At 38.4% G+C, this 24,785-nt stretch carries 18 protein-coding genes; 4 read left to right on the top strand and 14 right to left on the bottom strand.

Annotation, left to right across the window (positions count from 1 at the left end):
* Positions 1 to 22: 22 nt before the first annotated feature.
* Positions 23 to 1,282: a tetratricopeptide repeat protein gene (locus PREBIDRAFT_RS02550; protein ID WP_004338774.1), complete on the bottom strand. Its 1,260-nt coding sequence runs from the start codon at positions 1,280 to 1,282 to the stop codon at positions 23 to 25.
* A 52-nt stretch (positions 1,283 to 1,334) separates the two neighbouring features.
* The gene (gene gyrA, locus PREBIDRAFT_RS02545; RefSeq protein WP_004338773.1) at positions 1,335 to 3,926 is read right to left on the bottom strand and encodes a DNA gyrase subunit A; all 2,592 of its coding nucleotides are present in this window, start codon (positions 3,924 to 3,926) and stop codon (positions 1,335 to 1,337) included.
* A 612-nt stretch (positions 3,927 to 4,538) separates the two neighbouring features.
* Here gyrA and PREBIDRAFT_RS02540 point away from each other — a divergent pair.
* Genes PREBIDRAFT_RS02540 through PREBIDRAFT_RS02530 form a run of 3 tightly spaced genes read left to right on the top strand, consistent with a single transcriptional unit; the run spans position 4,539 to position 8,657 of the window.
* Positions 4,539 to 5,585 carry an MORN repeat-containing protein gene (locus PREBIDRAFT_RS02540; RefSeq protein WP_004338772.1) on the top strand — a complete coding sequence of 349 codons (1,047 nt, stop codon included), beginning with the start codon at positions 4,539 to 4,541 and terminating at the stop codon, positions 5,583 to 5,585.
* 18 nt (positions 5,586 to 5,603) lie between these two features.
* Positions 5,604 to 7,682, top strand: coding sequence for an alpha amylase C-terminal domain-containing protein (locus PREBIDRAFT_RS02535; protein ID WP_004338771.1), 2,079 nt, complete (start codon positions 5,604 to 5,606; stop codon positions 7,680 to 7,682).
* Between the two features lie 15 nt (positions 7,683 to 7,697).
* A complete protein-coding gene (locus PREBIDRAFT_RS02530; protein ID WP_004339096.1) occupies positions 7,698 to 8,657 on the top strand; it encodes a DUF6057 family protein in 960 nt (319 codons plus the stop codon).
* Here the strand turns inward: PREBIDRAFT_RS02530 and PREBIDRAFT_RS02525 are convergent.
* The 10 genes from PREBIDRAFT_RS02525 to rpsF all read right to left on the bottom strand — a co-directional run bounded on the left by PREBIDRAFT_RS02525 (position 8,642) and on the right by rpsF (position 20,558).
* Positions 8,642 to 9,418, bottom strand: coding sequence for an acyl-[acyl-carrier-protein] thioesterase (locus PREBIDRAFT_RS02525; protein WP_004338769.1), 777 nt, complete (start codon positions 9,416 to 9,418; stop codon positions 8,642 to 8,644). The genes PREBIDRAFT_RS02530 and PREBIDRAFT_RS02525 overlap by 16 nt on opposite strands.
* Positions 9,419 to 9,500: 82 nt before the next feature.
* Positions 9,501 to 11,108: a tetratricopeptide repeat protein gene (locus PREBIDRAFT_RS02520; RefSeq protein WP_004338768.1), complete on the bottom strand. Its 1,608-nt coding sequence runs from the start codon at positions 11,106 to 11,108 to the stop codon at positions 9,501 to 9,503.
* Positions 11,109 to 11,412: 304 nt separating this feature from the next.
* Complete coding sequence (locus PREBIDRAFT_RS02515; RefSeq protein WP_004338767.1) at positions 11,413 to 13,905, bottom strand: TonB-dependent receptor; 2,493 nt, start codon at positions 13,903 to 13,905, stop codon at positions 11,413 to 11,415.
* A 95-nt stretch (positions 13,906 to 14,000) separates the two neighbouring features.
* A complete protein-coding gene (locus PREBIDRAFT_RS02510) occupies positions 14,001 to 15,089 on the bottom strand; it encodes a hypothetical protein (protein WP_004338766.1) in 1,089 nt (362 codons plus the stop codon).
* Between the two features lie 18 nt (positions 15,090 to 15,107).
* The gene (locus tag PREBIDRAFT_RS02505) at positions 15,108 to 17,048 is read right to left on the bottom strand and encodes a peptidase U32 family protein (RefSeq protein WP_004338765.1); all 1,941 of its coding nucleotides are present in this window, start codon (positions 17,046 to 17,048) and stop codon (positions 15,108 to 15,110) included.
* 15 nt (positions 17,049 to 17,063) lie between these two features.
* Positions 17,064 to 17,981: a homoserine O-acetyltransferase MetA gene (metA, locus tag PREBIDRAFT_RS02500; protein ID WP_004338764.1), complete on the bottom strand. Its 918-nt coding sequence runs from the start codon at positions 17,979 to 17,981 to the stop codon at positions 17,064 to 17,066.
* Between the two features lie 232 nt (positions 17,982 to 18,213).
* Positions 18,214 to 19,287, bottom strand: coding sequence for an AAA family ATPase (locus PREBIDRAFT_RS02495; protein WP_004338763.1), 1,074 nt, complete (start codon positions 19,285 to 19,287; stop codon positions 18,214 to 18,216).
* A gap of 122 nt (positions 19,288 to 19,409) precedes the next feature.
* Complete coding sequence (rplI, locus tag PREBIDRAFT_RS02490) at positions 19,410 to 19,925, bottom strand: 50S ribosomal protein L9 (RefSeq protein WP_004338762.1); 516 nt, start codon at positions 19,923 to 19,925, stop codon at positions 19,410 to 19,412.
* Positions 19,926 to 19,941: 16 nt separating this feature from the next.
* The gene (gene rpsR, locus PREBIDRAFT_RS02485; protein ID WP_004338761.1) at positions 19,942 to 20,211 is read right to left on the bottom strand and encodes a 30S ribosomal protein S18; all 270 of its coding nucleotides are present in this window, start codon (positions 20,209 to 20,211) and stop codon (positions 19,942 to 19,944) included.
* 2 nt (positions 20,212 to 20,213) lie between these two features.
* Positions 20,214 to 20,558: a 30S ribosomal protein S6 gene (gene rpsF, locus PREBIDRAFT_RS02480; RefSeq protein WP_004338760.1), complete on the bottom strand. Its 345-nt coding sequence runs from the start codon at positions 20,556 to 20,558 to the stop codon at positions 20,214 to 20,216.
* Between the two features lie 135 nt (positions 20,559 to 20,693).
* On the opposite strand from rpsF, the gene PREBIDRAFT_RS11565 reads away from it, so the two are divergent.
* Positions 20,694 to 20,867, top strand: coding sequence for a hypothetical protein (locus PREBIDRAFT_RS11565; RefSeq protein ID WP_004338759.1), 174 nt, complete (start codon positions 20,694 to 20,696; stop codon positions 20,865 to 20,867).
* Between the two features lie 61 nt (positions 20,868 to 20,928).
* Here PREBIDRAFT_RS11565 and PREBIDRAFT_RS02475 read toward each other — a convergent pair whose 3' ends face one another.
* Together PREBIDRAFT_RS02475 and PREBIDRAFT_RS02470 are read right to left on the bottom strand one after the other, a co-directional pair.
* Positions 20,929 to 23,001 (bottom strand): carboxypeptidase-like regulatory domain-containing protein, encoded by a 2,073-nt coding sequence (locus tag PREBIDRAFT_RS02475; protein ID WP_004338758.1) that lies wholly within the window; start codon positions 22,999 to 23,001, stop codon positions 20,929 to 20,931.
* A gap of 423 nt (positions 23,002 to 23,424) precedes the next feature.
* A complete protein-coding gene (locus PREBIDRAFT_RS02470; protein WP_004339095.1) occupies positions 23,425 to 24,726 on the bottom strand; it encodes a M64 family metallopeptidase in 1,302 nt (433 codons plus the stop codon).
* Between the last annotated feature and the right edge of the window lie 59 nt (positions 24,727 to 24,785).

Here is a 24,785-nt window from a genome sequence, read left to right as displayed (position 1 = left end):
ATTAAACTATAACAATTAATGATTACTGAACACCAGCATCAGCTGCTGCTGCAACTGTTTCAGGAGCTTGCGCACCCTTAACAAAGTAGTAGCAACCATATAGAGGATAAGCCCATGAGTTCTTTTGCTCTTTTGTTACATCAAGGTTCTTTGCTGTCTCTAGGTAAGAAATAGCCTTGAGGTATACATCATTGAATTGAGCCTTAGCAGCAGGTGAAAGTACACCCTTAACTTGACTTACACGGTCTTGAGCCTTATAGAACCAACACTGACCAATAGAAGCATTCAAAGCGATTTTCTGTGTATCTTCCTTAGCACCTGCCAAAGCCTTTGTTAGATAATTAGAAGCACTTTCATATTTCTTTTCTTGAAGAGCAATCTGACCTTTCATAACCAATGCACTATAGCTGTTAGGATTTTTAGCTAAAGCGGCGTCCAAAATACTTTCAGCCTTGCTTTGCATACCTAGTGCGTTGTATGTAGAAGTGAGCGAGGTAAGTACAGGTTCGTTCTCTGGATCTTCTTGATAGATAGTTTCAAGCTTCTGAGCGTATGCTACAGAGTCTTCACGTGTCTTTAATTGTGCGCCAAGAAGAGCTAATTGAATTTGTTTTGCGTCCTTTCCACGCTCTGCACTTTGCAAAGCATAACTCACATATTTTTCAGCCTTATCATATTGCTTATTCTGATAAGCATAGATAGCAGCAAAGTAAGCTATCTCATTCAGATTTTGATCCTTAGCCTTATCAAAACTAGCAAACATTGGCCATTCTGCAGAGTCAACGTAACGAGCTAGAAACTTATAAGCATTAGCATCGTCTTTCTTACCTTGGAAGTAGATACCACCATTGATCAATTGAGAACGAAGGTTGTAAGTTGGCTCAATAATACGTGCATAACGAGGCTTAACCTTACCCTTAGCATTAGGCATATTATCATATTTATTTACCTCTATAGCAGCATCAAAAACCTGATCGAGAGCCTTGTATAGACCTTCCTCGTCAACAGGCTTATTACCTTCTTTTCCCATCTGCTGTGCAGTTTGGTTTTCTAACTGAATAGTCTGTTCAGCGTTAACCTTTCCCATAGCAAGCTCATAAAGCTTGTTATAAGCCTTAGCTTTCTCAGCATTATCAGTCAACTGACTTAGGTTTGTCTGAACAAGACTTACAGCTTGCTCGTAACTAGTTGCACTTAAAATAGCCTTTAAAGGATTGCTATCTCCAGCAAATGCAGCTGATGTACCTAGTAGCATCATGGCTGCGAACATTAATTTTTTCATATTTGTTATCTATTAAAGTTTTTCTTTTATTATAACTTTTAGTAAAGGAGAGTTACTCTGTCTCGTTAGTATTTACTCCCTCAGCTTCCAACTTTGTATCAATACTAGAGGTATCGTTCTTTATTTGCTGATTAGTTTTTTCCCAATCGGCTTTGCTTTCTTCCTCTATGCGTTCTTCCATTTCGGCACTCATCACCTTACAAACAGAAGCTATCGTATCGTTCTTTTTTGATAGATTTATCAATCGGACACCTTGTGTAGCTCTACCCATTACGCGGCATTTAGCCACAGCCATACGAATAACAATTCCGCTCTTATTGATAATCATAAGGTCGTTGTCATCGGTAACGGTTTTAATAGCAACAAGTTTACCCGTCTTTTCTGTGATATTCAAAGTCTTAACACCCTTGCCACCACGATTGGTCAAACGATAATCGTCTACCAACGAGCGCTTGCCATAACCCTCTTCAGACACTACCATGACGGTTTCATTTTCTGCATCGTTTACAACAACCATACCAATAACCTCGTCTTCACAGTCGTCATCAAGTTTCATACCACGAACACCTGTTGAAACACGCCCCATTGTACGAACATGCTTTTCATGGAAACGACATGCACGACCATTCCTATTAGCAATGATCAATTCATCATTACCATTGGTTAAGCGAACATCTACTACCTCATCGCTTTCATTTATATTGATAGCTATCACACCATTAGTACGTGGACGAGAGTAAGCTCGAAGTGAGGTCTTCTTTACCAAGCCCTTCTTTGTTACAAATACTACATAGTGTTTGTCTAGGAATTCTTCATTGTCCAAGCCACGAATGCGCAAGAAAGCATTCACAGAATCGCCCGGCTCTAACGATAGCATATTCTGAATAGCTCTACCCTTTGAGTTCTTATCACCCTCTGGAATATCATAACACTTCATCCAATAGCAACGACCGTTTTTAGTGAAAAACAACATTGTTTGGTGCATTGTAGCTGGATAAATATATTCCGTAAAATCCTTCTCACGTGTACGAGCGCCCTTAGAACCTACTCCGCCACGAGCTTGCTCCTTAAAGTCGGTCAATGGGGTACGCTTAATATATCCAAGATGGCTAATTGTGATTACAACAGGATCATTAGGATAGAAGTCTTCTGCATTAAACTCATGCTCGTCAGGAATAATCTCTGTACGACGATCATCACCATACTTTTCCTTCACCTCGTTGAGTTCCTCTTTCATAACCTCCTTACAACGCTCTGGATTATCAAGAATTTCTTGTAGGCTCTTAATCGTTTGCATCAACTGCTCATATTCTTCATGTAACTGATCCATACGCAAGCCCGTAAGTTGAGCCAAACGCATATCAACAATAGCCTTCGACTGTAGTTCGTCAAGTTCGAAGCGTTTCTCTAAGTTGGTTTGCGCCTCTGATGGAGTTTTACTAGCACGGATAATGTGAACTACCTCGTCAATGTTATCGCATGCAATAATTAAGCCTTCTAAAATATGCGCACGCTCTTGCGCTTTCTTTAAGTCGAATTGAGTGCGGCGAATGGTTACATCATGGCGATGTTCAACAAAATATTTGATACATTCCCGCAAGTTCAACAAGCGTGGACGACCATTTACGAGTGCAATACAATTCACTGAGAAAGAGCTTTGTAACGCCGTCATCTTAAACAACTTGTTCAAGATAACATTAGCATTCGCATCGCGTTTTACATCTACAACGATACGCATACCCTGACGACCCGTTTCATCGTTTACATTAGAAATACCTTCAAGCCTTCCTTCTTTCACCAAGTCGGCAATATATTCAATAAGCTGTGCCTTATTAACACCATAAGGAATTTCTGTTACAACGATTTTATCATGACTATCGCCTGCCTCAATTTCTGCCTTTGCACGCATAACGACACGACCACGCCCTGTTTCGTAAGCATCTTTTACACCCTGTAAACCATAGATGTATGCACCTGTAGGGAAATCGGGTGCTGGGATAAATTGCATCAAGCCCTCTGTAGTAATCTCTGGATTATCAATATAGGCACAACAGCCATCAATAACTTCGCTAAGATTATGTGTAGGAATATTAGTAGCCATACCAACAGCAATACCATTACCACCATTTACAAGAAGATTAGGTATTTTTGTAGGCATAACAGAAGGCTCGCTCAAGGTGTCATCAAAGTTGTTTACCATATCGACAGTATCCTTCTCGATGTCGTCCATAACACGCTCACCCATCTTTGCTAAACGACACTCTGTGTAACGCATAGCAGCAGCAGAGTCGCCATCTACAGATCCAAAGTTACCCTGACCATCAACAAGCTTGTAACGCATATTCCACTCTTGACCCATACGAACCAAGGCACCATATACAGAAGAATCGCCATGAGGGTGAAACTTACCAAGTACCTCACCTACTACACGTGCACACTTCTTATATGGCTGGTTACTAAAATTACCAATACCACGCATACCAAAAAGGATACGACGGTGTACTGGCTTGAAACCATCGCGAACATCAGGGAGAGCACGTGCTACAATTACCGACATAGAGTAGTCGATATATGAGCTTTTCATTTCTTCCTCAATGTTAATCCTCATGATTCTGTCATGATCAATTGTCTGATTCTCGTCCATTATTTATCTATTAGTTATTGTCAATTCATATCCTCATAGAGACTATAAAATGCGCTAGAATGCCCTTTTTTTTCGTTCTGGCGCGTTTTGCCCATTTTGTTCAAGTTGTAAAAGTACAAAAAAAGAAAGATATAAAACAGCTTAGAACTAAAAAAAATGATTATTTAACTAGTGGCTATTGGCTCTTTAAATAGATTAAAAAAGTATGCCATAGAGAAAAAAACAGCAAAAGATAAGCCTTTTAATATCATTAAATCACCTTTTACGTGAGAATAGATAAACTTTTAGAATAATTTTTAATTTATTTTTGCAAGAAAAATAAATTATAAATGACACAAAAATAATTTATTTTTCATAGCAAAAGATAAGGTTTTTCACTTTAAAAGGTCATCGTTTACCAAACGTAAGATTATCTTTTGCTATAAGAAACATTACTTTTCACAGATAAAGCATTCAGAAAAAACAAAGTTATTAGGGCTGAATAATATTTTTAAAAGCTAGGTAAGTTTTTATTGAGCCTTAAAAAAGATTTATATATTTGTTATTATCAGGCAATATAATTATCTTTGCAGATAGAGGGTTTCTAATCTTCTATCATTAATAAGCATCAACATGAAACATAGATATATTTTATTACTTTTATTCTTTTCCCCCGCTCTTCTTTTTGCGCAAGATATTGTGATAGGCAACTATACCTTTAAAAACATGGCAAAATATCATGGAGAGATGTTTCGTGGTAAGCCTTGGGGTAAAGGTAAGACGATCTTCCCTAATGGAAATGTTTACGAGGGTATATATGCCAAAGGCATAAGAGAGGGAGTTGGTACGCTAACTAAGCCTAATGGCGAGAAATATGAAGGCGATTGGTTTCAAGATCAGCAGCTAGGCAAAGGAAAATACACTTACACCAATGGCAATGTTTATGAAGGACTGTGGTTTAAAAATGAACGACACGGCAAAGGTACTATGTTCTACTATAATAAGGACAAATACGTGGGCAATTGGGAAAATGGAAAACGTAGCGGTGAGGGCAGATATACCTTTGCTGATGGGTCGTATTATGATGGTGCATGGAAGAACGATATGAAGAATGGTCATGGACAATTTGTTTGGAAAGACAAATCGTCTTATACTGGCGACTGGCTGAATAATCTAAAAGAAGGACGTGGTATTTTTATCTACTCCAATGGTGATGACTATTCGGGACAATGGAAAAACGATCTTCAAAATGGCAAAGGCACTTACCATTTCCGTAACAGAGATGTATACGAGGGCGATTACCTCAACGGACAACGCACAGGCTTAGGTTTGCTGAGATATAGAAATGGAGATGAATATAATGGTCAGTTTCTTGACGGTGAGAAGAGCGGTATAGGTACGATGAAGTGGCGAAATGGAGATGTATATACGGGCGAATGGAGCCATGACAAGCAAAACGGAAAAGGCAAGCTTATCAAGCATAATGAAGACATTTATGAAGGATCGTTTACAAACGGATGCCTCAATGGGGCTGTCATAATCCATTATGCTGATGGATCAGTTTTTGAAGGATCTTATCAGAATAACAAGCGCAACGGAAAATTCGTTGAACGTAATAAAGAAGGACAAATTACTGCCACAGGAACTTATAACAACGGATCAAGACGCCAAAATAAATAAAAACAAAACCCTCCAATTATGGTAAAAGTAACGAAGCAGACAACTACGCCTACTACAAGAAAATCTAAGATAGTGAAGCGAGCAACAGTAAAACATATAGGAATAGTGGCACATGATCCTTTCCTAGAAGAGTATGAAGCTGCAATTATGGGCAGACACAACTTTGCTTTGCAAAAGAAGAAGCAACTTACAAAGCTTACCAACGACTCGTTGTCTGACTTTGCTATGGGATATACCTATTTTGGCTTACACAAAACTGACACCGAATGGGTGTTTCGTGATTGGGCGCCAAATGCAACAGCTATCTATCTTATAGGCGATTTCAATCATTGGGAAAAGCAAGAAAAATTTAAGGCAAAGCGTATTAAAGGCACTGACAATTGGGAGCTTAAACTACCGCTACATGCTATAAAGCACGAGCAACTATATAAACTCATTATAGAATGGGATGGCGGTGAAGGTGAACGCATTCCTGCATGGGTGCAGCGTGTGGTGCAAGACGAGGTAACCCATATTTTCTCGGCTCAAGTGTGGGATCCTCAAACACCCTATAAGTGGAAGAAAAAAAACTTCACCCCAAAGACCTCTCCCCTTCTCATTTACGAGTGCCACATTGGTATGGCGCAAGAAAAAGAGGGCGTTGGCACTTATAACGAGTTTCGAGAGAAAATACTTCCACGCATTGTAAAAGATGGATATAATGCTATTCAAATAATGGCAATACAAGAACATCCTTATTATGGAAGTTTTGGCTATCATGTAAGTTCATTCTTTGCACCAAGTTCGCGCTTCGGTACTCCAGAAGAGCTAAAACAACTCATTGATGAAGCACACAAAAATGGCATTGCTGTAATTATGGATATAGTCCACTCGCATGCTGTAAAAAATGAATTGGAAGGTTTAGGAAATTATGCAGGCGACCCTAATCAGTTCTTTTACTCTGGCGATCGCCATGAGCATCCTGCATGGGATTCGTTATGTTTCGACTATGGTAAAAACGAAGTACTTCACTTCTTACTTTCTAATTGTAAGTATTGGTTAGAAGAATACCACTTCGATGGTTTCCGCTTCGATGGTGTTACCTCTATGCTTTATTATAGTCATGGGCTAGGCGAAGCTTTTATGAGTTATGGCGATTACTTTAATGGGCACCAAGACGACAATGCCATTTGCTATTTAACACTAGCCAATTTGCTAATTCACGAAGTAAACAAGAAAGCTATCACTATTGCCGAAGAGGTTTCGGGTATGCCAGGACTAGCGGCTGCAGTAAAAGATGGTGGTTATGGGTTTAACTATCGCATGGCAATGAATATCCCCGATTATTGGATTAAAACGATTAAGGAATTACCTGACGAAACGTGGAAACCATCATCTATCTTTTGGGAGATAAAAAATAGGCGTGCAGACGAAAAGACAATATCCTATTGTGAATCGCACGACCAAGCTTTAGTGGGAGATAAGACCCTTATCTTCCGCTTGATAGATGCCGATATGTATTGGCACTTCAAGATTGGTGATGAAAACGAGATAGCCCACCGTGGTATAGCACTACATAAAATGATACGTTTGGCTACTGTTGCTGCCATCAATGGCGGTTACCTAAACTTTATGGGTAATGAATTTGGGCATCCAGAATGGATTGATTTTCCACGTGAGGGGAACGGTTGGAGCCACAAATATGCTCGCCGACAGTGGAGCTTAGTGGATAATAAGGAGCTAGACTATCAATATTTAGGCAACTTTGATAAGAAGATGCTCGAAGTGATCAAAAGTGAAAAGAAATTGATAGATACACCTATTATAGAAATATGGCATAACGATAGCGATCAAGTGCTTGCCTTTATGCGTGGAAATTTGCTCTTCGTATTCAATTTTTCTCCTAACACCTCATTTACCGACTATGGTTTCTTAGTGCCTGAAGGATCATACAATGTGGTATTAAATACCGATCATAAAGATTATGGCGGATTTGGATTAGCTGATGACAGTGTAGAACATTTTACATTGGAGGATCCGCTCTATAAGAAAGATGAAAAAGGTTGGGTGAAACTGTATTTACCAGCTCGTAGTGCAGTAGTTTTAAGAAAGAAATAACAAGACGAAACATTCATGGAAGGTAAGTTTCTGCGAATCATCAGCGCAATATTTTTTTGTATATTTAGTTTCTGCTTCTTATTCTTTTATCAAGCAGACGTAATGACTGTCTCGCAACATATTGCCTCAGAGGGGCAAACATTTTATAGCCCGATAGTGGGTGCAATCTTAATAACGAGCATCTTACAACTGCTACAAAACGGTATTGATACCTTTGTAAGAATACCCAACAGAGCTTTCGCTCTAACCTACTTTCCTTCGTTTGTGTTACTAACGCTAGTAGCAAGCATCAAGCCTGATGTTGCCTACAACGAGTTTGCTATTAGCTCATGGTGGTGGAGCTTATTCATACTAGTACCTATCTATATCTTTGCAGTATATTTCATTAAACGCTATGAGCCATACGCTCTGCAACAACGCAATATAGGTATCTTCTCACAAGCCACATGGATTAATCTGCTTCTACTATTTACGTTCTCGTTCTTTACAGGATTTTTATCTAATAATGATCCCTATTTTCATAAACGAGCAGAGATAGAACACTTAGTAGACCAGCGTAAGTACGAAGAAGCGCTCAAGGTAGTAAAGACTTTACCACAGACCGATTCGGTAACCTCTATGCTTACTATCTATGCTGCTGCTCGTACTAATCAGCTAACGAGCAAGCTCTTCGCTTATCCATTAGTGGGTGGAAGTAAGGTAATGCGCCCTATATTCGTACACTCCTATTTGCAGCCAGACAGCGTTATATTTAAGAATACACGTATGTCGGCTAACTATCAGTTGATGGGATTTTTACTAGATAGAGATCTACAACAGTTTGTGCGCTACTTGCCCCAGTATTACCCTATAGATAGTATCCAACCACGATACTATAAGGAGGCTACTCGTATATACACTTTGCATTTAAAAGATAGTATTCCTGCTCCACCCTATCAGCGAGATAGCTATTATAGTTATTATTTTAAGAAATAAACAGCACATCGGCAAACCTCAGTTTCAGCTTCGTGGCTGTTTACCTTTGTTATCCTCACGCTATAATGCTCGCTTTCTTGCGCTGAAGTGAATGGCTCTAAATAAAAGTTTAATTGGTCGCCTTGATGCGACTCTGCCACATAAGCAACATCTATACGCTTGATCGTATGCTGTTGATACCAATCCACTGACCATAAGTCGAGCACATGCTCTATATATTTTATGGAGTTGATATGTCCATTCATATCAACATCACTATAGTGGGTGTCAATACTTCTTACTAAAGAAGCGGTTTCTGAAACCTGAACACGCGAAAGTTTATCAATGTTACATTCTTTTTCTTTATCTATGAATGTTGATATAATACCATTGCACACATCTAATAAATTGACAGGTTGTCGGGTCTCTACATCAATCATTGCCCATACACTTTTACCATAACCTAGTGTATTTCCTTGCTCATTGGTAATTTTAAAGTTACGCCCCGTGAAGTAGCGCATAACACTTTTTAGCCACGTTTCTATATTGATTGTTTCGTAAGCAAGAGGGTATTCTGACATCTCTATTGTGAGCCTACTCAAAACCCACGTTTTGTTTACAGTATGAAGGTAGTTCATACCATAGCCTCTGTCGTTACTATGAAAGTCGGCAGCATTAAGCAAATGATTTCCTAGATGTCCCAAAAAGAGACGTTTAGAGAAATCACAATGAAAAGGTTCTACTAAAAACTTATAGCAGCCTATCTTTGGTAATTCGTTCATTATCCTTTCCTATATACATATAAACAACAACCTATTAACCCAAGAATATTCTTGAGCCAATAGGCTGTTGCATTCATTTTTTTTACTTTATTCGTGCCAATATGAAATCATCATACGGCTTATAACCGTGCATATTCTTTAAGAAAGGAAAGTCGCGCAATGTAGACCAGCTATTGTATCCTTTCTCAACTGCTATCTCTATTTGGCGCATCGCCATAGGTTTATCATTCTTTATCGCATAGAAGCATGCTGCATAGAAATAATTAATAGCAGATGTGTCTTCTTGCAAGCTCTTATTAAGGCTTTCAAGGGCTTGTTTATCAAGGTGTAAGAAATGTTGTGCTATAAAGGTAGCAGCACTCGGTGTACCTATACTATCTGTTTCGATAGCCTTCCTAAAGTCGCCTTCGGTATTCATAGTGTTACCTAACTGTTGATATATCCAGCCCCGATATAGATACACTAAACCATTATCATGTTCGGTCTTTTCATCATAAGCGTTAATATCTTTGAGTGCTTCTTTAAACTTACCCATCTTCATATAGGTGAAAGCTCGATCCCACAAAGGAGTGGTTTTCTCAGGATTGGCATCAGCAGCCATTGTAAATTGTTTAATGGCTTCATCGTATCTGCCCATATCATCATAAATATTAGCATGTAAGGAGAAGTATCGCTGCATATTTTCAGACTCTTTCCTTGCCTGCGCTTCTGCCTTACCTATCCATTCCAAGGCTTCTTGATGTAAGTTTTGTAAATAATAAGTATTTGCTACATTATAAGCACTACCTGCAGCTTTATCAATAGCAAACGCTTCCTTATAGGCAGCTACAGCCTTTGGATAATCCGCCACTCTATAGTAAACACTTCCCAAAACGTGCTTCCAAATGCCGTTTGTAGGATCAGCAGCGGCTCTGGCATTGAGCTTCTTTATGATGATTTCCCTTATTTCTGCCGAGTCAGATCGAGCTAAAAGGTTGTCGTAACCATCCGTATCGTCTTGTTTAATCAACTCCATTAAATCTTCAATACTAGCGTCCTGCTTATCGAGTTGGTTGTAAGCTATACTTCTATGTAAGCGTGCCTCCACATAATTAGGATTGGCTGTTAGCACCTTTGTGTAACAATCGATAGCTTTATCACAGTTTTTCTGCACAAATTCAAGATCACCAAGCGTGTACATAGCATCAAGATTGCCTGCATCTAACTGCAGAGCTTTTTGTAAATCGGCTTTTGAATGCTTATAATCTTCCAGCTCGTTAGCATAAAATTTAGCTCTAAGAAGCAGTGCTTCGACATTCTTAGGCAATGCCTTCACCATATCATTATAAGTTGCTAACTGTTTTTCGCTATCGTTACACGTTTCACATAGTTTTGCACGATAATTATACGCTTGATAAAGATATGTTTCATCAGACTTAGGCATATACTTAATAGCTTGGTCTATCGAGATAAACGCACTATCTACATTCTTTTCAATACTATAAGCAAGCGATAATAAGAACAAGTCGTACGGATCTTTGGTGTTGCCTCCCATATCCATAAAGATTAGTTTCTTCGCCTTTGCAATGTCTTGATTATTAAGAGCAGCAACAGCTTGCTTAAAGTTATACGTGTTTTTTTGAGCTAAAGTTAGCAGTGGGGTTAACGAGCAGAGCAACGTTAAAACCAATAATTTTTGATAATGTTTCATACACTAAAAAAGAATTTAATTAGTAATTGCATAGCTAGTAAAATAGTAATGTTCAACAAGTTTTAAGAGCTATAGTTTATACAAAGATACACATTAATATTATACGTAGGTAAGATTTCACGAGAAATCTATCGCTTATATGCTTTTCTGTGCTGAAACTTTCAAATAAATACTTTTGTTTATTGCGCTAATCATATCGCAAGAAATATCCTTATGATTATAGAAGAGAAAATAAAAACCGCTTAATCTGTCTCAGACTAAGCGGCTAAAAACAATAGTAGTGTTAATAAATCAAAACCTTTCGTTAAAAGTGGAAGTTGACATCAACTCCCAATTGGAATGGATTACCTTGCTGTGCAAAGGTATATTTAGTACCTGTCGCTGCATTCTGAACAGCAAAAGTATTATATTTAGTGTTTGTAAAGTTACGCACCCATAGATTTATATTGAATAAACCAAAATTGGCATCAGCATGTGCACCAAGTACTGCGTAAAACTTCTGTGCAATTGTATTCGCTTCGTCCCAATAAGTTTTACCTTGAGCAGCCACATTCATACCTATTGTTACACTACGAAGATGAAATTTATTAGTAGGATCGAGCAAAGCAGCAGGATCTATGTTAATGAGGTAGTCTGCACTAGAGCCCAAGGTGTGTGCTGGCACAAAAGGCACTTTCTTACCCTTATAATCTACAGTTCCACTAGGAGTGTTATCGGTATATTCGTCAAACTGTGCGCTTGTAAAGCCATAACTGAGAGAGTAAGCTAACTTATTGTCTAACGCCATACCTAACAATCGTGCCTCTAATCCACATGAGTGGCTCTTACCAGCATTCGTCATCATACGACCGAAACCATAGTTTCCTGCCATTACAGAAAGCTGTTGGTTGTGAATTTGCATATAGAAACCTGATAAATCAAGATGCAACTGATTATCTAAAAGATTAAGATGAGTACCTACCTCATAGTTCCAACTTGTCTCTGGCTTGTAAGCAATAGTATTAGCTACCTTCTCATAGAAAGCATCATCGTGCTGAATATCTACATTAGTACGTGCTGTTCGAGCTACTCCTGAAACTTCTGCTTGCAATATATCGGCGAACATCTGGAAGTTGTAACCACCAGCACGATAGCCTTTCGACCATGTAGCGTAAATATTGCTACCATTATTAAAAGCATAGGTCAACCCTACTTTTGGTAATAACTGGTTAAAGCTATTATCCTCATGATGGCTTAGCATAGAGGTAATAACAGGGCTTAGCTTTGCTCCCATCACATTTACATTCATTGCTACACGAGCCGATGTTTCGTAATCAATAGCCACATGCGAGTAATCATAACGCAGACCAAGCGTAGCTGTAAGGCGTGGAGTTACTTCAATATTACTTTCATGATATACACCAAAATTATAGGATGGAGTTTGGAAGATGCCTGGAACTGGATCCATTGCCATATTAATAGTAACTCCTCCTGCTACTTTTATAATGCCAGCCGCAGCCTTCTTAGCAGCTTCAAGAGCAGCTTCTTTACTCATACCCAGAGCTTTAAAGCCTTTAGCCATACCTGCTGCCATTTTATTAAGTATGCCGTTGTAAACATTTTGCGTAATAGTTCTTGACAGGAAGCTATTCATATCAGCATCGAAATAAACAGGTGCAGTAGTCTTTAACCATTGGTAAGAACCAAAAGTACCAAAAGTCCAATGCCATTTGCTATTGTTATGACTCTTTATTGATAACTCTTCCGTAATAGCATTACCATGCTGACGCTCGGTCATGTGAAGGAAATCCTTTGGCGAATAGTCAATATCCATCAACATATTATCGTGTAGATACTGCCATGAAGTCATCGAATTAATATCAAAACCATTGCCAGCATATTTAAGTCCAAGCCCTGTGTTGATAACATTACGACGATAATTGCTTTGACGATTTTGGTTAGGCTCTAGCGTACCAGGCTTCAAACTATAAAGCGGAGAGGTTATTGGAGCTGCTGCTATTTCTTCTGCTGTTACTACTTGCCCATAAGGGAAGCCATTTTGGTGTACATATTGATAATCGGCTATCAAGTCGAGCGATAAGCGCGAAGTGGGTTTCCACTTCAATCTGCCTTTTGCGCCAAACTCGTTCATCTTATCGGCTCTAGTTCCATCATATTGATTATGGAAGAAACCATTCTGCCCATCATAGAAACCAGCGAGTGAGAAAGCCACCTTATCGTTTATCTTCTCATAATGGCTTATCTCTGCTTTGCGCCATAAGCGTGAGCCTATTGATAGTTTAACATCTGTACCCTGATATTGGAAAGGGTTCTTGCTATATAAACGTATCAAACCTCCTTCGGTGTTAACACCATAGAGCGTACCTTGTGGTCCATGTAACACATCTATTCTATCTACATCATAGGTATGGAAATTGAAAGCACTTTTGCTCTGTAAAGGCATTCCGTCAACATAGATGCCCACAGCAGGAGAGTTTACACGCGAACCTATACCGCGAATATACATAGCCGAGGTGTATCGACTACCATATTCAGGCATCGTGAACGAAGGAACAAAAATAGAAATCTGACGCAAATCTTGCACATTCAAGTTTAACAAGCGAGTAGCATCGAATGAGGTGCTACTTAGCGGTTGCTTACGAAGACGGAAGTTTTCCTTTGGTTGATCTATAACTACCACTTCATCTATATCGTAAATCTTAGAAGAATCGTTTACTACGATATGATTATCTGCGCTAGCCCCAATAGGTACTAAACTAACAAAAAGTCCGCCAAGTATTATTTTTCTGTACTGCATATTTTATACTAAAACCTTGATCATTACAGAGCGCAAAGTTAGCTATAATATGCAAAGGACACAATCCTTATTTATTAGGAAATAAGATATAGCTATTACTCATTCATAGTTCCACAGCGTGGACATCTACCTCTACGATGTAAGTACATTCCACAATTACCACAATAATATTTCTCACTATGGTGTACCCAATACTTCTTAAAAGCAAAATAAAGGTAGACTACAAGCAATAGATAGCCTATATAATATAAGGTAGTAATAGAGAAAATAATATAGTTTACAGCACAAATACTAGCTGTACCACCTAAGTAAAGCACAGCATCTGTCGATTTTAATAATCGTCTTACATCATCAACAGTGGCAATAGCAATGATGAGCATTGCCCAAACTAGCAATAAAAATATATTCAATAATAATGGTTGTGAGAAAGGGTTGAGCGATGGATGGAAATAAAACTCACGCCATGTTTCTGGAGCAAAGAGCTGAATACTAGCATAGAATGTTGCCGATGTAGCCACCACTGTAGTAAGCAGTGTGGGATAAAGGCTATTAATATCATTAAAATGTACGATCCTTGCATTGCGCTTTCTGATCTTCCGAAACATATAGCCCACGGCTATTATGGAGATTACTATTAGAAAGAAGAGTAAGTGTATATTAGAGAAAGTAGAAATAAACTGTGAAATAGGATCAGCAGGATCTACTTGCTTAAGTAGCTTACTTTCGTGTATCCAACCAAATTTTGCATCTTCTGTAGCTATATGTATCCACACCGAGTCAGTTTTATCTGTTGATAATATACGCACATCAGCTACTACCACCAGCTTACCTTTCTTCACAGAAAAGCTATCAGTTTCTAATTTATTGATAGCTTCCTCTGGTTGTTGTCGAAGCAATTCTAGTGAGTCAGACCTCACTATAAAGTTAAATCCTTGCGAATAATGATGCTTAATACGAAAGTTAAGCGAGTCGAAACGTGCTTCTCTCCCACCCCAATAACTTGATGTATCGCCTCCTTGCTTTGCGATAGAATCAAAATTAGTATGCAAATGATGAGATATTTGCGCCTCTTGTATGCTATCTGGCAATTGAACAAAAGAACGAGTCTTTTGATGATAACATCCTACCAACAAGCATGACATCAACACTAGCAAAACAGAATAAAAGCCACTTCTCAACTTCATCTTATTATCCTTTAAAATTTACTCTGCGGGGTGAATATTCATCTGACAGTTTTTACAATCAAACTCCAATCTAAATTTGCGCTTATCAGGCAATGTTAAATAAAGTGGTTCATGCCAAGAAGGTTGCTTTCCACCTCGTTTCACACAATAACCTAACGAATAACGTATGCAATGGCGACACTGCATAAGTAGTGCATCAGGCACGCTTTCCCTTTGATTCTTTACCCTATCTATCTTATATTTATTAGCAATTTCGTATGCCATATCAACCTCTTTCAAGCCTTGTGCTTGATAGAATTGCAGGGCAACTTGATTTGATATATTATATAAGTAGGTGAAGCCTTGATATTGTTTAGGGTTTGCCTCTATCACAACAAGTCTATTTTTGCCTACTGCCATGTGTCGATAGCGTTCTTGCATACGCTGTGCTGCTACCACTTTATCAAGCTGCTCCACGATCATACGTCTAAGTTCTGCCAACACACTGTTAGGGATAAAACATTGTTCAACGCCCTCACCTATCGCCATATTATGACATTCATACACTGTAGTACCCAGCTTTGTAAGTTGCTTCACTATATTTTCACATTGTGCTTTCTTCGCTAGTTGATGTTCAAAGGGAAGTTTTACTTCCACTTGTGGAAAGGCATTATGCGATGATAAGATCTCTGCTTTTAGCACATAACCTGCTTTATATTTTTCTAAACACATCGCCACGCTTATACGGCGTACAGCAGTTTCTCCACTTAATTCTTTTTCGAAAGCTTGGTCTTGATTTCTATACAAGCCCACACCAGGCTTCAATCCCTGTGGCATCTTATAAGGATAAAGCCTATTGCCTTCAGCTCTATTCACACGAAAGCCTTCAAGTGTTGTTTTCTCAATACCACCTACAACCGTCATACGCAAAAAACAGAGTCCATCTCCATTGGTAAAGGTTGCTGTACCTGCTACATTAAAGCTATCCTTACGTAGTTCTTTTACCTTACCTACATATTCACCAAGTGCTTTGGGAGTATTTGGCGAGAAGATATTAGCTTGTCTTCCTTGCACAAAGTAATTTGTATAGCCACGGTTGAAGGTTTTATTCAAATCAGGAGTAAACTGATACACCACATTTCCAAGTGATGCCCTACAAAACTCCTTTGGATATTTTGCTATAATTTCATCTAGTCGTTGCGAATAAGCAGACACTACGTTCTTCACATAGTTAATATCTTTGAGTCTACCTTCTATCTTAAACGAACATGCCCCCGATCGCATCAAAGTTTCCAAGTTGTCTATCTGTTTCATATCCTTTAGCGACAACAAGTGGGCTTGCTTTTCTATCATGTGTCCATCACTATCTACAAGATCGAATGCTAAACGACAAAATTGCGAACAAGCACCGCGATTAGCCGATCGGTCGAAACAATGCTGTGAAGCATAACATACACCACTATAGCTCACACACAAAGCTCCATGTACAAAGGCTTCTAGCTCAAGACTAGGCAACTGCTCATGAATATTTTTTATTTCGTCTGCCGATAGTTCTCTTGCCAATACTACACGGTTAAAACCCTGCTGCTGAAGCCACTTTGCTTTATTTACAGTTCGTGTATCGCACTGTGTGCTAGCATGAAGAGCTACATAAGGAGGTAGCAGCTTCTTAATAGCCGAGAACAACCCCATGTCTTGCACTAAGAAAGCATCTACACCTACCTCTATTAATTCCTCCACTAATTTTATAGTGTCGTCTAATTCGTGATCATAGATAATTGTATTGAGCGTTACATGCACTCTTGCATCGTAACGGTGGGCATAAGCACATAGTTCGGCTATATCCTCTACGCTATTGCCAGCCGACTGCCTTGCCCCAAACTTCTGTGCTCCAATATATACAGCATCGGCACCATGATCAATGGCAGCCTTGCCACATTCAACATTCTTTGCAGGGGCAAGTAGTTCTATTGTTCGCATTCTATTTTTTCCTTTTTACTTAATGTCGTTAATATTGTATGGTGTTTCTTGATAAACATAATAGTTTATCCAATTGGCAAAGAGTAAGTTGGCATGTGCACGCCATGTTACAAATATACCTTGTTGAGGATCATTGTTTCTGTAATAATGCAAAGGTATATCAACATCCGAGCGTTTTCCTTTATCGCGTTTGTATTCATCATCTAGCGTATTAGGAGCATATTCCAAATGTCCTGTTATAAAAAATTCTCTACCTCCACGTGCCATAACGATTGACACACCACTCTCTACCGATTCTGCCACTATCTTTAATGCTTCCACTCCTTCAATATCCTTTCGGAGAACCTCGGTATGCCTACTTTGCGGCATACTAAATACATCATCAAAACCACGAAAGATAGGTAGTTCGGGCTTTAGTGCTTCAGTGGGAAATATACCAAACATCTTCTTGTCCAGCTCATACTTAGGCACACCATAAAAGTGATATAACCCTGCTTGTGCTGCCCAACAGATATAGAGCGTAGAGGTTACATTTTTAGCTGCCCAGTTGAAGATCTCTTTCACCTCGTCCCAATAACTCACCTCTTCAAAGGGCATTATCTCTACAGGTGCACCTGTTACGATCATGCCGTCATACTTCTCCGTTTTCATTTCAGCAAATTCCTTATAAAACATCATCATGTGCTCTACGGGGGTATGCTTAGGAGTATGACTCTTTAGTTTCATAAAACTAATTTCCAACTGCAAGGGCGTGTTTGATAACAAGCGCACCAAGTCGGTTTCAGTCGTTATCTTCAAAGGCATAAGGTTAAGAATAGCTATGCGCAATGGGCGTATATCTTGCTTGTGAGCGCGCGAATTATCCATTACAAAGATATTCTCTCTCTTCAAAATATCAATTGCTGGTAATCTATCTGGGAGTCGAAGGGGCATATCATATAGTTTTTATAACTTATGCAAAGATAGTGCAAACGAGAGGAATGAAAGTTTACTTTCAAATTCCCAAGTACAGCCTATCTTATGCAAAGATACAAATTTAATAAGACACTATGAATTTATTAGAGAGAAAACAGAAAACATCCATTTGCTATCAGTGATAAAACACAAAAGGTATCTTGAGAAAACGCCCAACATACCTTTTATATATCTTCTTAGAACAGCAATACTACTTTTTCAAAGCAAGATTATAATTATAATACTTAGTATTGCCTGTAATATCTTCCATTACTTCAAGAAATGGAGGAATATTTACCGATTCATGATCTACAATTCCCTTTGTTTCGAGAATTTGTAACCCACTATTTGCATCAAGATATGTGTCAAGTTCAAAGAATTGACCTTTCCAAATAAATGTCTTTCGAATCTTATGAATAGTGTCGCGATAAGGATCAGCCTGACGCATCAACGACTCGTACAAGTTATTGTCTATCTGCCGCTCTGTTTGCACCTGTTCACCAGTAGAAAGCATCTTCTTTGTTGTACGAACATTCATTGATATACCATTTAAGGTGCGCCTACGCAAACGGACTTCACTCCGTGGTTCAGATGTTAGATATGTTTGATAAATCTCGCTCTCAATTGCTTCAGGTATTTCGTTTAACACCTTAACAATATATTTTCGCTCTTCAATAACCTGCTGAGGAATTTCAAGTACACTAGAAATTTCTTGTAATACCCTATTGATTTTTGTATCAAAGTTCTCGTGATTATTGATCACACGCAAGTGTGGATGCTCTGACCAAGCCTGAATGACTTTCTTATCCAATTCCCTTGCCAACTCTATACCCTCAGTGCGTTCACTATTATTTGCTGTGGTATAAAACTGTTCAGCACCATCGGCAGCACTCACAAGGTGGAGTACAGCGTCATAACGCGAGCGAAGCATTTCAGAAGCAACACCCACACTGGTAGTGATTTCACTCCACATCTCGTCATTCATATAAGCAGAAATATCCATAGTACCACGATCACAAACTATGATCGTTGGTCTATCTATTGTTTCTGCAATACGCATAAACTGATCTTCTAAAGCTATTTGTGTTTCAAGTGTAGCTTTTTCTCCTTCAAAAAAGAACTGATGATTGCTAGTAAGATAGTCCATACCCGCCTGACTAAACAAGGTTGGTACCTCTGGAATAACAAAAACTTTATAGCCTAGACTAGAGAAATGTTCTATTATTTTCACTAGAGCAGTGGTCTTTCCTGCACATGGGCCACCTGTAAGAACAATACGTTTCATCTAAATAAATTTTGTCAGACAGTAAAGCAAACGGCTAAAATATAAAAGTCCCTATCATCAAAATGATGAAAGGGACTAATGATATATTTACTGCTTTACAGTGCAAATAAATTATTCTTTCTTTACTCTGCTGCTGCTTCAGGTGCTGTTTCAGCTACAGGAGCCTCAACAACCTCTTCTGCTACAGGAGCTGGCTGGTTCTCAGCAACAACTGATACAGGAACCTTTACTTCAACTTCCTTATGGAAGTGGATAGTAGCTTCAGAAGTACCTACCTTCTTGATATCACGCATAGTGATGATCTTACGATCAACCTCGATACCCTTCTTTGCAAGCTCTTCAGCCACAGTTGCAGTGTTTACAGAACCGTAAGTTACACCAGTTGCAGAAACCTTAGCAACAATTACAAGCTCTACGCCTTCCAATTGAGCAGCCTTCTTCTCTGCTTCAGCCTTGTAAGCTGCAAGCTTAGCAGCCTGCTGCTTTAGGTTTTCAGCCAATTGCTTCTTTGCAGAAGCAGATGCTACAACACCCTTACCTTGTGGGATAAGGTAGTTACGACCATAACCACTCTTTACATTAACGATATCGTTCTTGTATCCAAGACCGATAATATCTTCTTTCAATATAATTTCCATCTATTGACCTCCTTCTTTATTTCATCAAATCGGTTACATATGGAAGAAGTGCAATCTGACGAGCACGCTTTATAGCCTGTGCCACACGACGCTGATACTTCAATGATGTTCCTGTGATACGACGTGGAAGAATCTTACCCTGTTCGTTCAAGAACTTCTTTAGGAATTCAGGATCCTTATAGTCGATGTACTTAATACCGCTCTTCTTGAAACGGCAATACTTCTTCTTCTTAGTGTCGATAGAAGGAGCTGTCAAATAACGAATTTCTGTTTTTTGCTCTGCCATAATTAAGCCTCCTTTTTAGCTGACCACTTAGCACGACGCTTTTCTGCGTATGCTGCAGAATACTTGTCTTGCTTAACGGTAATGTAACGAATAACTTTCTCATCGCGGCGGAAGCCGGTCTCGAGAGTGTTGATAACTGATGGCTCTGCATTAAATTCTAGCAAAGCATAGAAGCCTGATGACTTCTTCTGAATGTTGTAAGCCAACTTCTTCAAACCCCAAGCCTCTTCATTCAAGATTTCAGCACCATTATCGGTGAGCAATGCTTTGAATTTAGCGACCGTTTCCTTCATCTGTTCATCAGACAAAACGGGAGTCAAAATGAAAACGGTTTCGTATTGATTCATACTACCTAATTAAAAAATAATTTATATTTATTTGTTTATTGCCTTAGCTTGCGCATAAAGCGATGCAAAAGTACCACTTTTTTATCTAGTTACCAAACTTTTTTATGTACTTTTGCCCTTATCAACAGTATAAATATGGCAAATAACATAAAAAAAATAGGTTTAGCTGCTATCATTCTTGGTATAGTTTGCTTCATTTCCCACGTTCTTCTACATTTTTATGGGAACAGCTTACTCTTTACAGGTTTATTCCTTGTTATGGCTGGAACATACGTTTATATAAAAGGCTGGAAGCGAGAAGGAAAATAATACTAAGTATTGTATCAATGTTTACATTAGCTATTTAACATAAAAACTAGCTATAAAACTTTTAGTCCTCACACTTAATATCACATTCTTCGTAAACTAATCTTCCTTCATTAGTAACTCCCTCTACTGTGATATGATAGTTTCCTATTCGTGCTGAAGTATCAAACTCTATGAAAGGTTGCGAAACAGTAGGCGACCACCAGATAGTTCTGCTTGCTTCAGTCAGGCGTGAAAAGTTTATAGGACTCTGAAATCCTAGAGGGACAACTTTTTGCTGATTGAGCTTTGCCACTTGTTTAACCGCCTCGCCACCTTGACGTGTCGTAATAGAAATAACTCCACTTCCTCCTCGTGAGCCCCAAATAACAGTAGAACTACCTTTGTATATATCTACGCGGGCTACATCCATCATATTGATTCTATCAAGGTCGAATTCTTCTTCCATAAAAACACCATCAACAACTATTGCTGCAGGATGTTGTTCACCATGGACAGTAGTTACAGCTCTAATGTAGCATTTTTCCTGCCGAACAAAAATACCAGGTACACGGCGTAATAGTTCGTGCATGCAAGTAGCATCAATTTCCTCTATATCCTTTAAGCCAAATGAAAATTCTGATAGACGTGAATACGCATCACTTCGACTCATTTCTGCCGTCTTGTTCTTTACAACATCAACATTCTTGAGAAGAACACCCCCATAATCCTTCTCGTTCTCTGTTTGCCCAAGAATTGCGGGTATAGTATCTTCACATTCCCCTATTTTCTCTTTAGTGGGTAACGCAGGATAATCGTTTTCATGAATAATAAGTTCTATATTCTCTTTCCCATTAGGCTTACTTGCGTTGATGAGGTATTCTGTCTGTTGAGGGAGATCTAATCCTTTAAAGCAGAATGTACCATCGCTATCTGTTGTTGTTGCTGTAGCTTGTCCAATAGAAGGCACAATAATGCTCACTTTAGCATTGACTATAGGTTGATGAAAAAGAAGGCTACGAACTTTTCCACAAAGCATTTGATCCTGTTCTGGCTTTATATATCCATATTGATATACACCTTTTAACACGTTACTAAAATTATATCGCATCCAGTTTTCATGACTTAACAAGCTATCGGCACGGTTAGGATACATATAAAGATATGCTGCATGAGGTAAGAATTTCATAATATCAGTTGATAAGAAAAAATGAGCCAGAATATTTGTTGTGGCTGGATAATCTTGTTTTTGCTCAGCACGTACCGATACAGAAAGATCCACCCGCTCTCCTTTATGAAGCAATGCTTCATCGAAATTGATATGTACATGACCTCCTACCTTGTAAATAGGCTTATCTGCTATAAGGGGCAGGCGCAAACGCTCACGATCATTTGCAGACAGCAGCATACATGATCCCAAAAGGTTGCCATATCTATTGATCAATAATAAGCTAATAACTCCTTGTGGTATAGAATCCTTATCTAGGACAATAGGCTGGGTAATACTTATTGGTTTGCAAGCAAAAGGAAAAGCTCTACAATGAGCTAACATATAAAGCGAGTCATTAGGAAGCGTTGTAGAAACGATTATTTCTTTCCCAGCATATTTAAAACTAATAGGCGATGGCGTTGTGATTTTTGCAGGATCGTATAAATTGGTATAATCTTTTGTCTCTGTTGCAGAATTAAGTTTACTTGTTCCTATATATATGTATTGTATACTTTCATAATTCTCCACACTAGCAGATGGCAATGTATAGCTACGCAATACATATCTACCAGTCTTAGCATTGGCAGGGATGTCAAGATAACCAAAATAAGCTCCTTCGTTTTCTTTTAACTTAATACGACTTACTAATGCTCCATTGGGTGATATTAGTTCCACATAAGCATATCTACTTTCATTTGTGGGGATGTGGCTCAAAGCTTCTACAACATACACTTTAAGCCATATACGATCGCTAGGTATATAATGATTAGCATCTGTATGAACATAAGTCTTTTCTTGTGGATATAGCTGTAGTTGGCGTATAATTCTATTGGTAATAATATTACTATCTTGTGCAAAAGCAAAATGAGCGTTGAAAACTAACAAGCTACTTATGAATAGTAAAAGGCTAGTTCTTAATCTATACGTGTAAGTGGTAATAATATGCATGGGTTCTTATTTTACATATTTTACAAAAGTAATTAAAAAAAATCAAGATACCGATAAGAATATACAATAATTACTTCTACTTATCCTTTTTTTTATTAGTAACTCTTTCAATCTTTTCTTTCCTAACCACAACAACTAAAATACCTTTGAAACCTTTTATACCTCAAAATATATTTGTCCTTATTTATACAACCTTACTGCTTTATACTAAAAGAAAATTATTAACAAACAAAATTTCTAAAAACACAAATTATATCATTCATAACAAACTAATTATCAATCATTTACAAATACATCATCTTTTACCTCATAAAAGGTGATGTTTTACAAAGCAAAAGATGACCTTTTAATGAGTAAAAGGTCATCTTTCAGATGTAAATTGATGATGTATACAAATATCACCACTAAAAAATTTTACATAAATTACTCGCCCGTATAGAAAGTAATCACTTTTTTAATAGCATCTTGACATACTGGGCAGAAGTCGGGCTTTACATTGGTACGCATACGACAATCGGGGAAAGCACGATAAACACCATGTTGCGAATAGCCTGCTGGCTCGTAAGCTCCCACTTTCCATTTACTCGCATTTGCGCATGGAGTATCAAGATCAGTTGGTTGTGGTGTAGGAAGCGGAGTTCCTTTCTTCACCATTTTCTTCCACTTATTATCAAAATTCACCATTGTGGTGATATTAGCTTCCCATGGCTCGATGTCTGTAGGATACATATTGAGCGACTCTTGTTCGTAGGCATATTCATCAGCCAAGCCAGCGAAAGAATGTCCAAACTCATGCACTACTACTGGTTTAAAATACTTATTATGGGTCATCGAAAGGTTATATGAATTCAATATACCACCACCACCATATTCCTTTGTATTTACAAGAACAATAATATGCTCGTATGGCGTACCTGCCAACCAATTATGAAGATCTTTCAAATGTAAGGTTGTAAGGTATCGATCACTATAAAATGTATCAAAATGAGAATGAAGCGCTGTGTTCTTCCAAACCCCATGACTAGGTTCAGAAGTGCCACTCTCTTCCGATGGCGATTTTACTGCTACAATATTAAACCTATTACGCATACTCTTAAAAGGTTCATGTGCAAAAAGAGCTTCGGTAGCAACACGACAGTCGGTTAAGAAAGTGTTCATCTCTTGCTCAGTATATCCTTCTGCCACATAGGCAATATGGATACAATTCGTGGTATCAGCAGCTTGCTGAAGTGTTTCGTAGGGGGTGATATTCTTTTCTCCAATGTGGCGTATCAAAATATCAGAAGGGACAACCGTATGGGTAAGCGAAGCTACAACCTGACGACGATTGCTAAACAATTCGACGGTAACATCTACCGTATCCTTAGGAAAAGGAACTAGAAAGACATTTTGAAAGGCTTTAGAAGTAGTTTTTGCCTCATCATAAGTAATCCATTCCTGAAAAAGTGTAGAAAAAGAATTCTTATAAATTACTTCGTGTGAACGATGAGTGCGAACAGTAATTTGCCCATTACCTTCCATAGGAAGTTCGCTTAAACGCTGATGCTTACCATACCAACGTGGTATACGGCTCTGCTCATCTATAGCTATACTTTGCTTTGTTGCATTTCCAGAGAAAATGTAATCGAGACGAAGTGTAGCATCAGTGAAATACTGTTCAAAACGCTGTGCCTTAACATTTATAAGGCTAGCAAAAAGTAAAATAAATGTGAGTATTCGTTTCATCATAAATTTAGGTTTTAGAAAAGAGTTATTCTTATTGTTACTTTAAAGAGTTATGATCA

Origin of the sequence: Prevotella bivia DSM 20514 (genome assembly GCF_000262545.1) — a bacterium.
In the GTDB taxonomy this organism is placed as follows: domain Bacteria; phylum Bacteroidota; class Bacteroidia; order Bacteroidales; family Bacteroidaceae; genus Prevotella; species Prevotella bivia.
The sequence above is the reverse complement of the archived record's forward strand: the minus strand, read 5'-3'. Positions and strand labels throughout refer to the sequence as shown.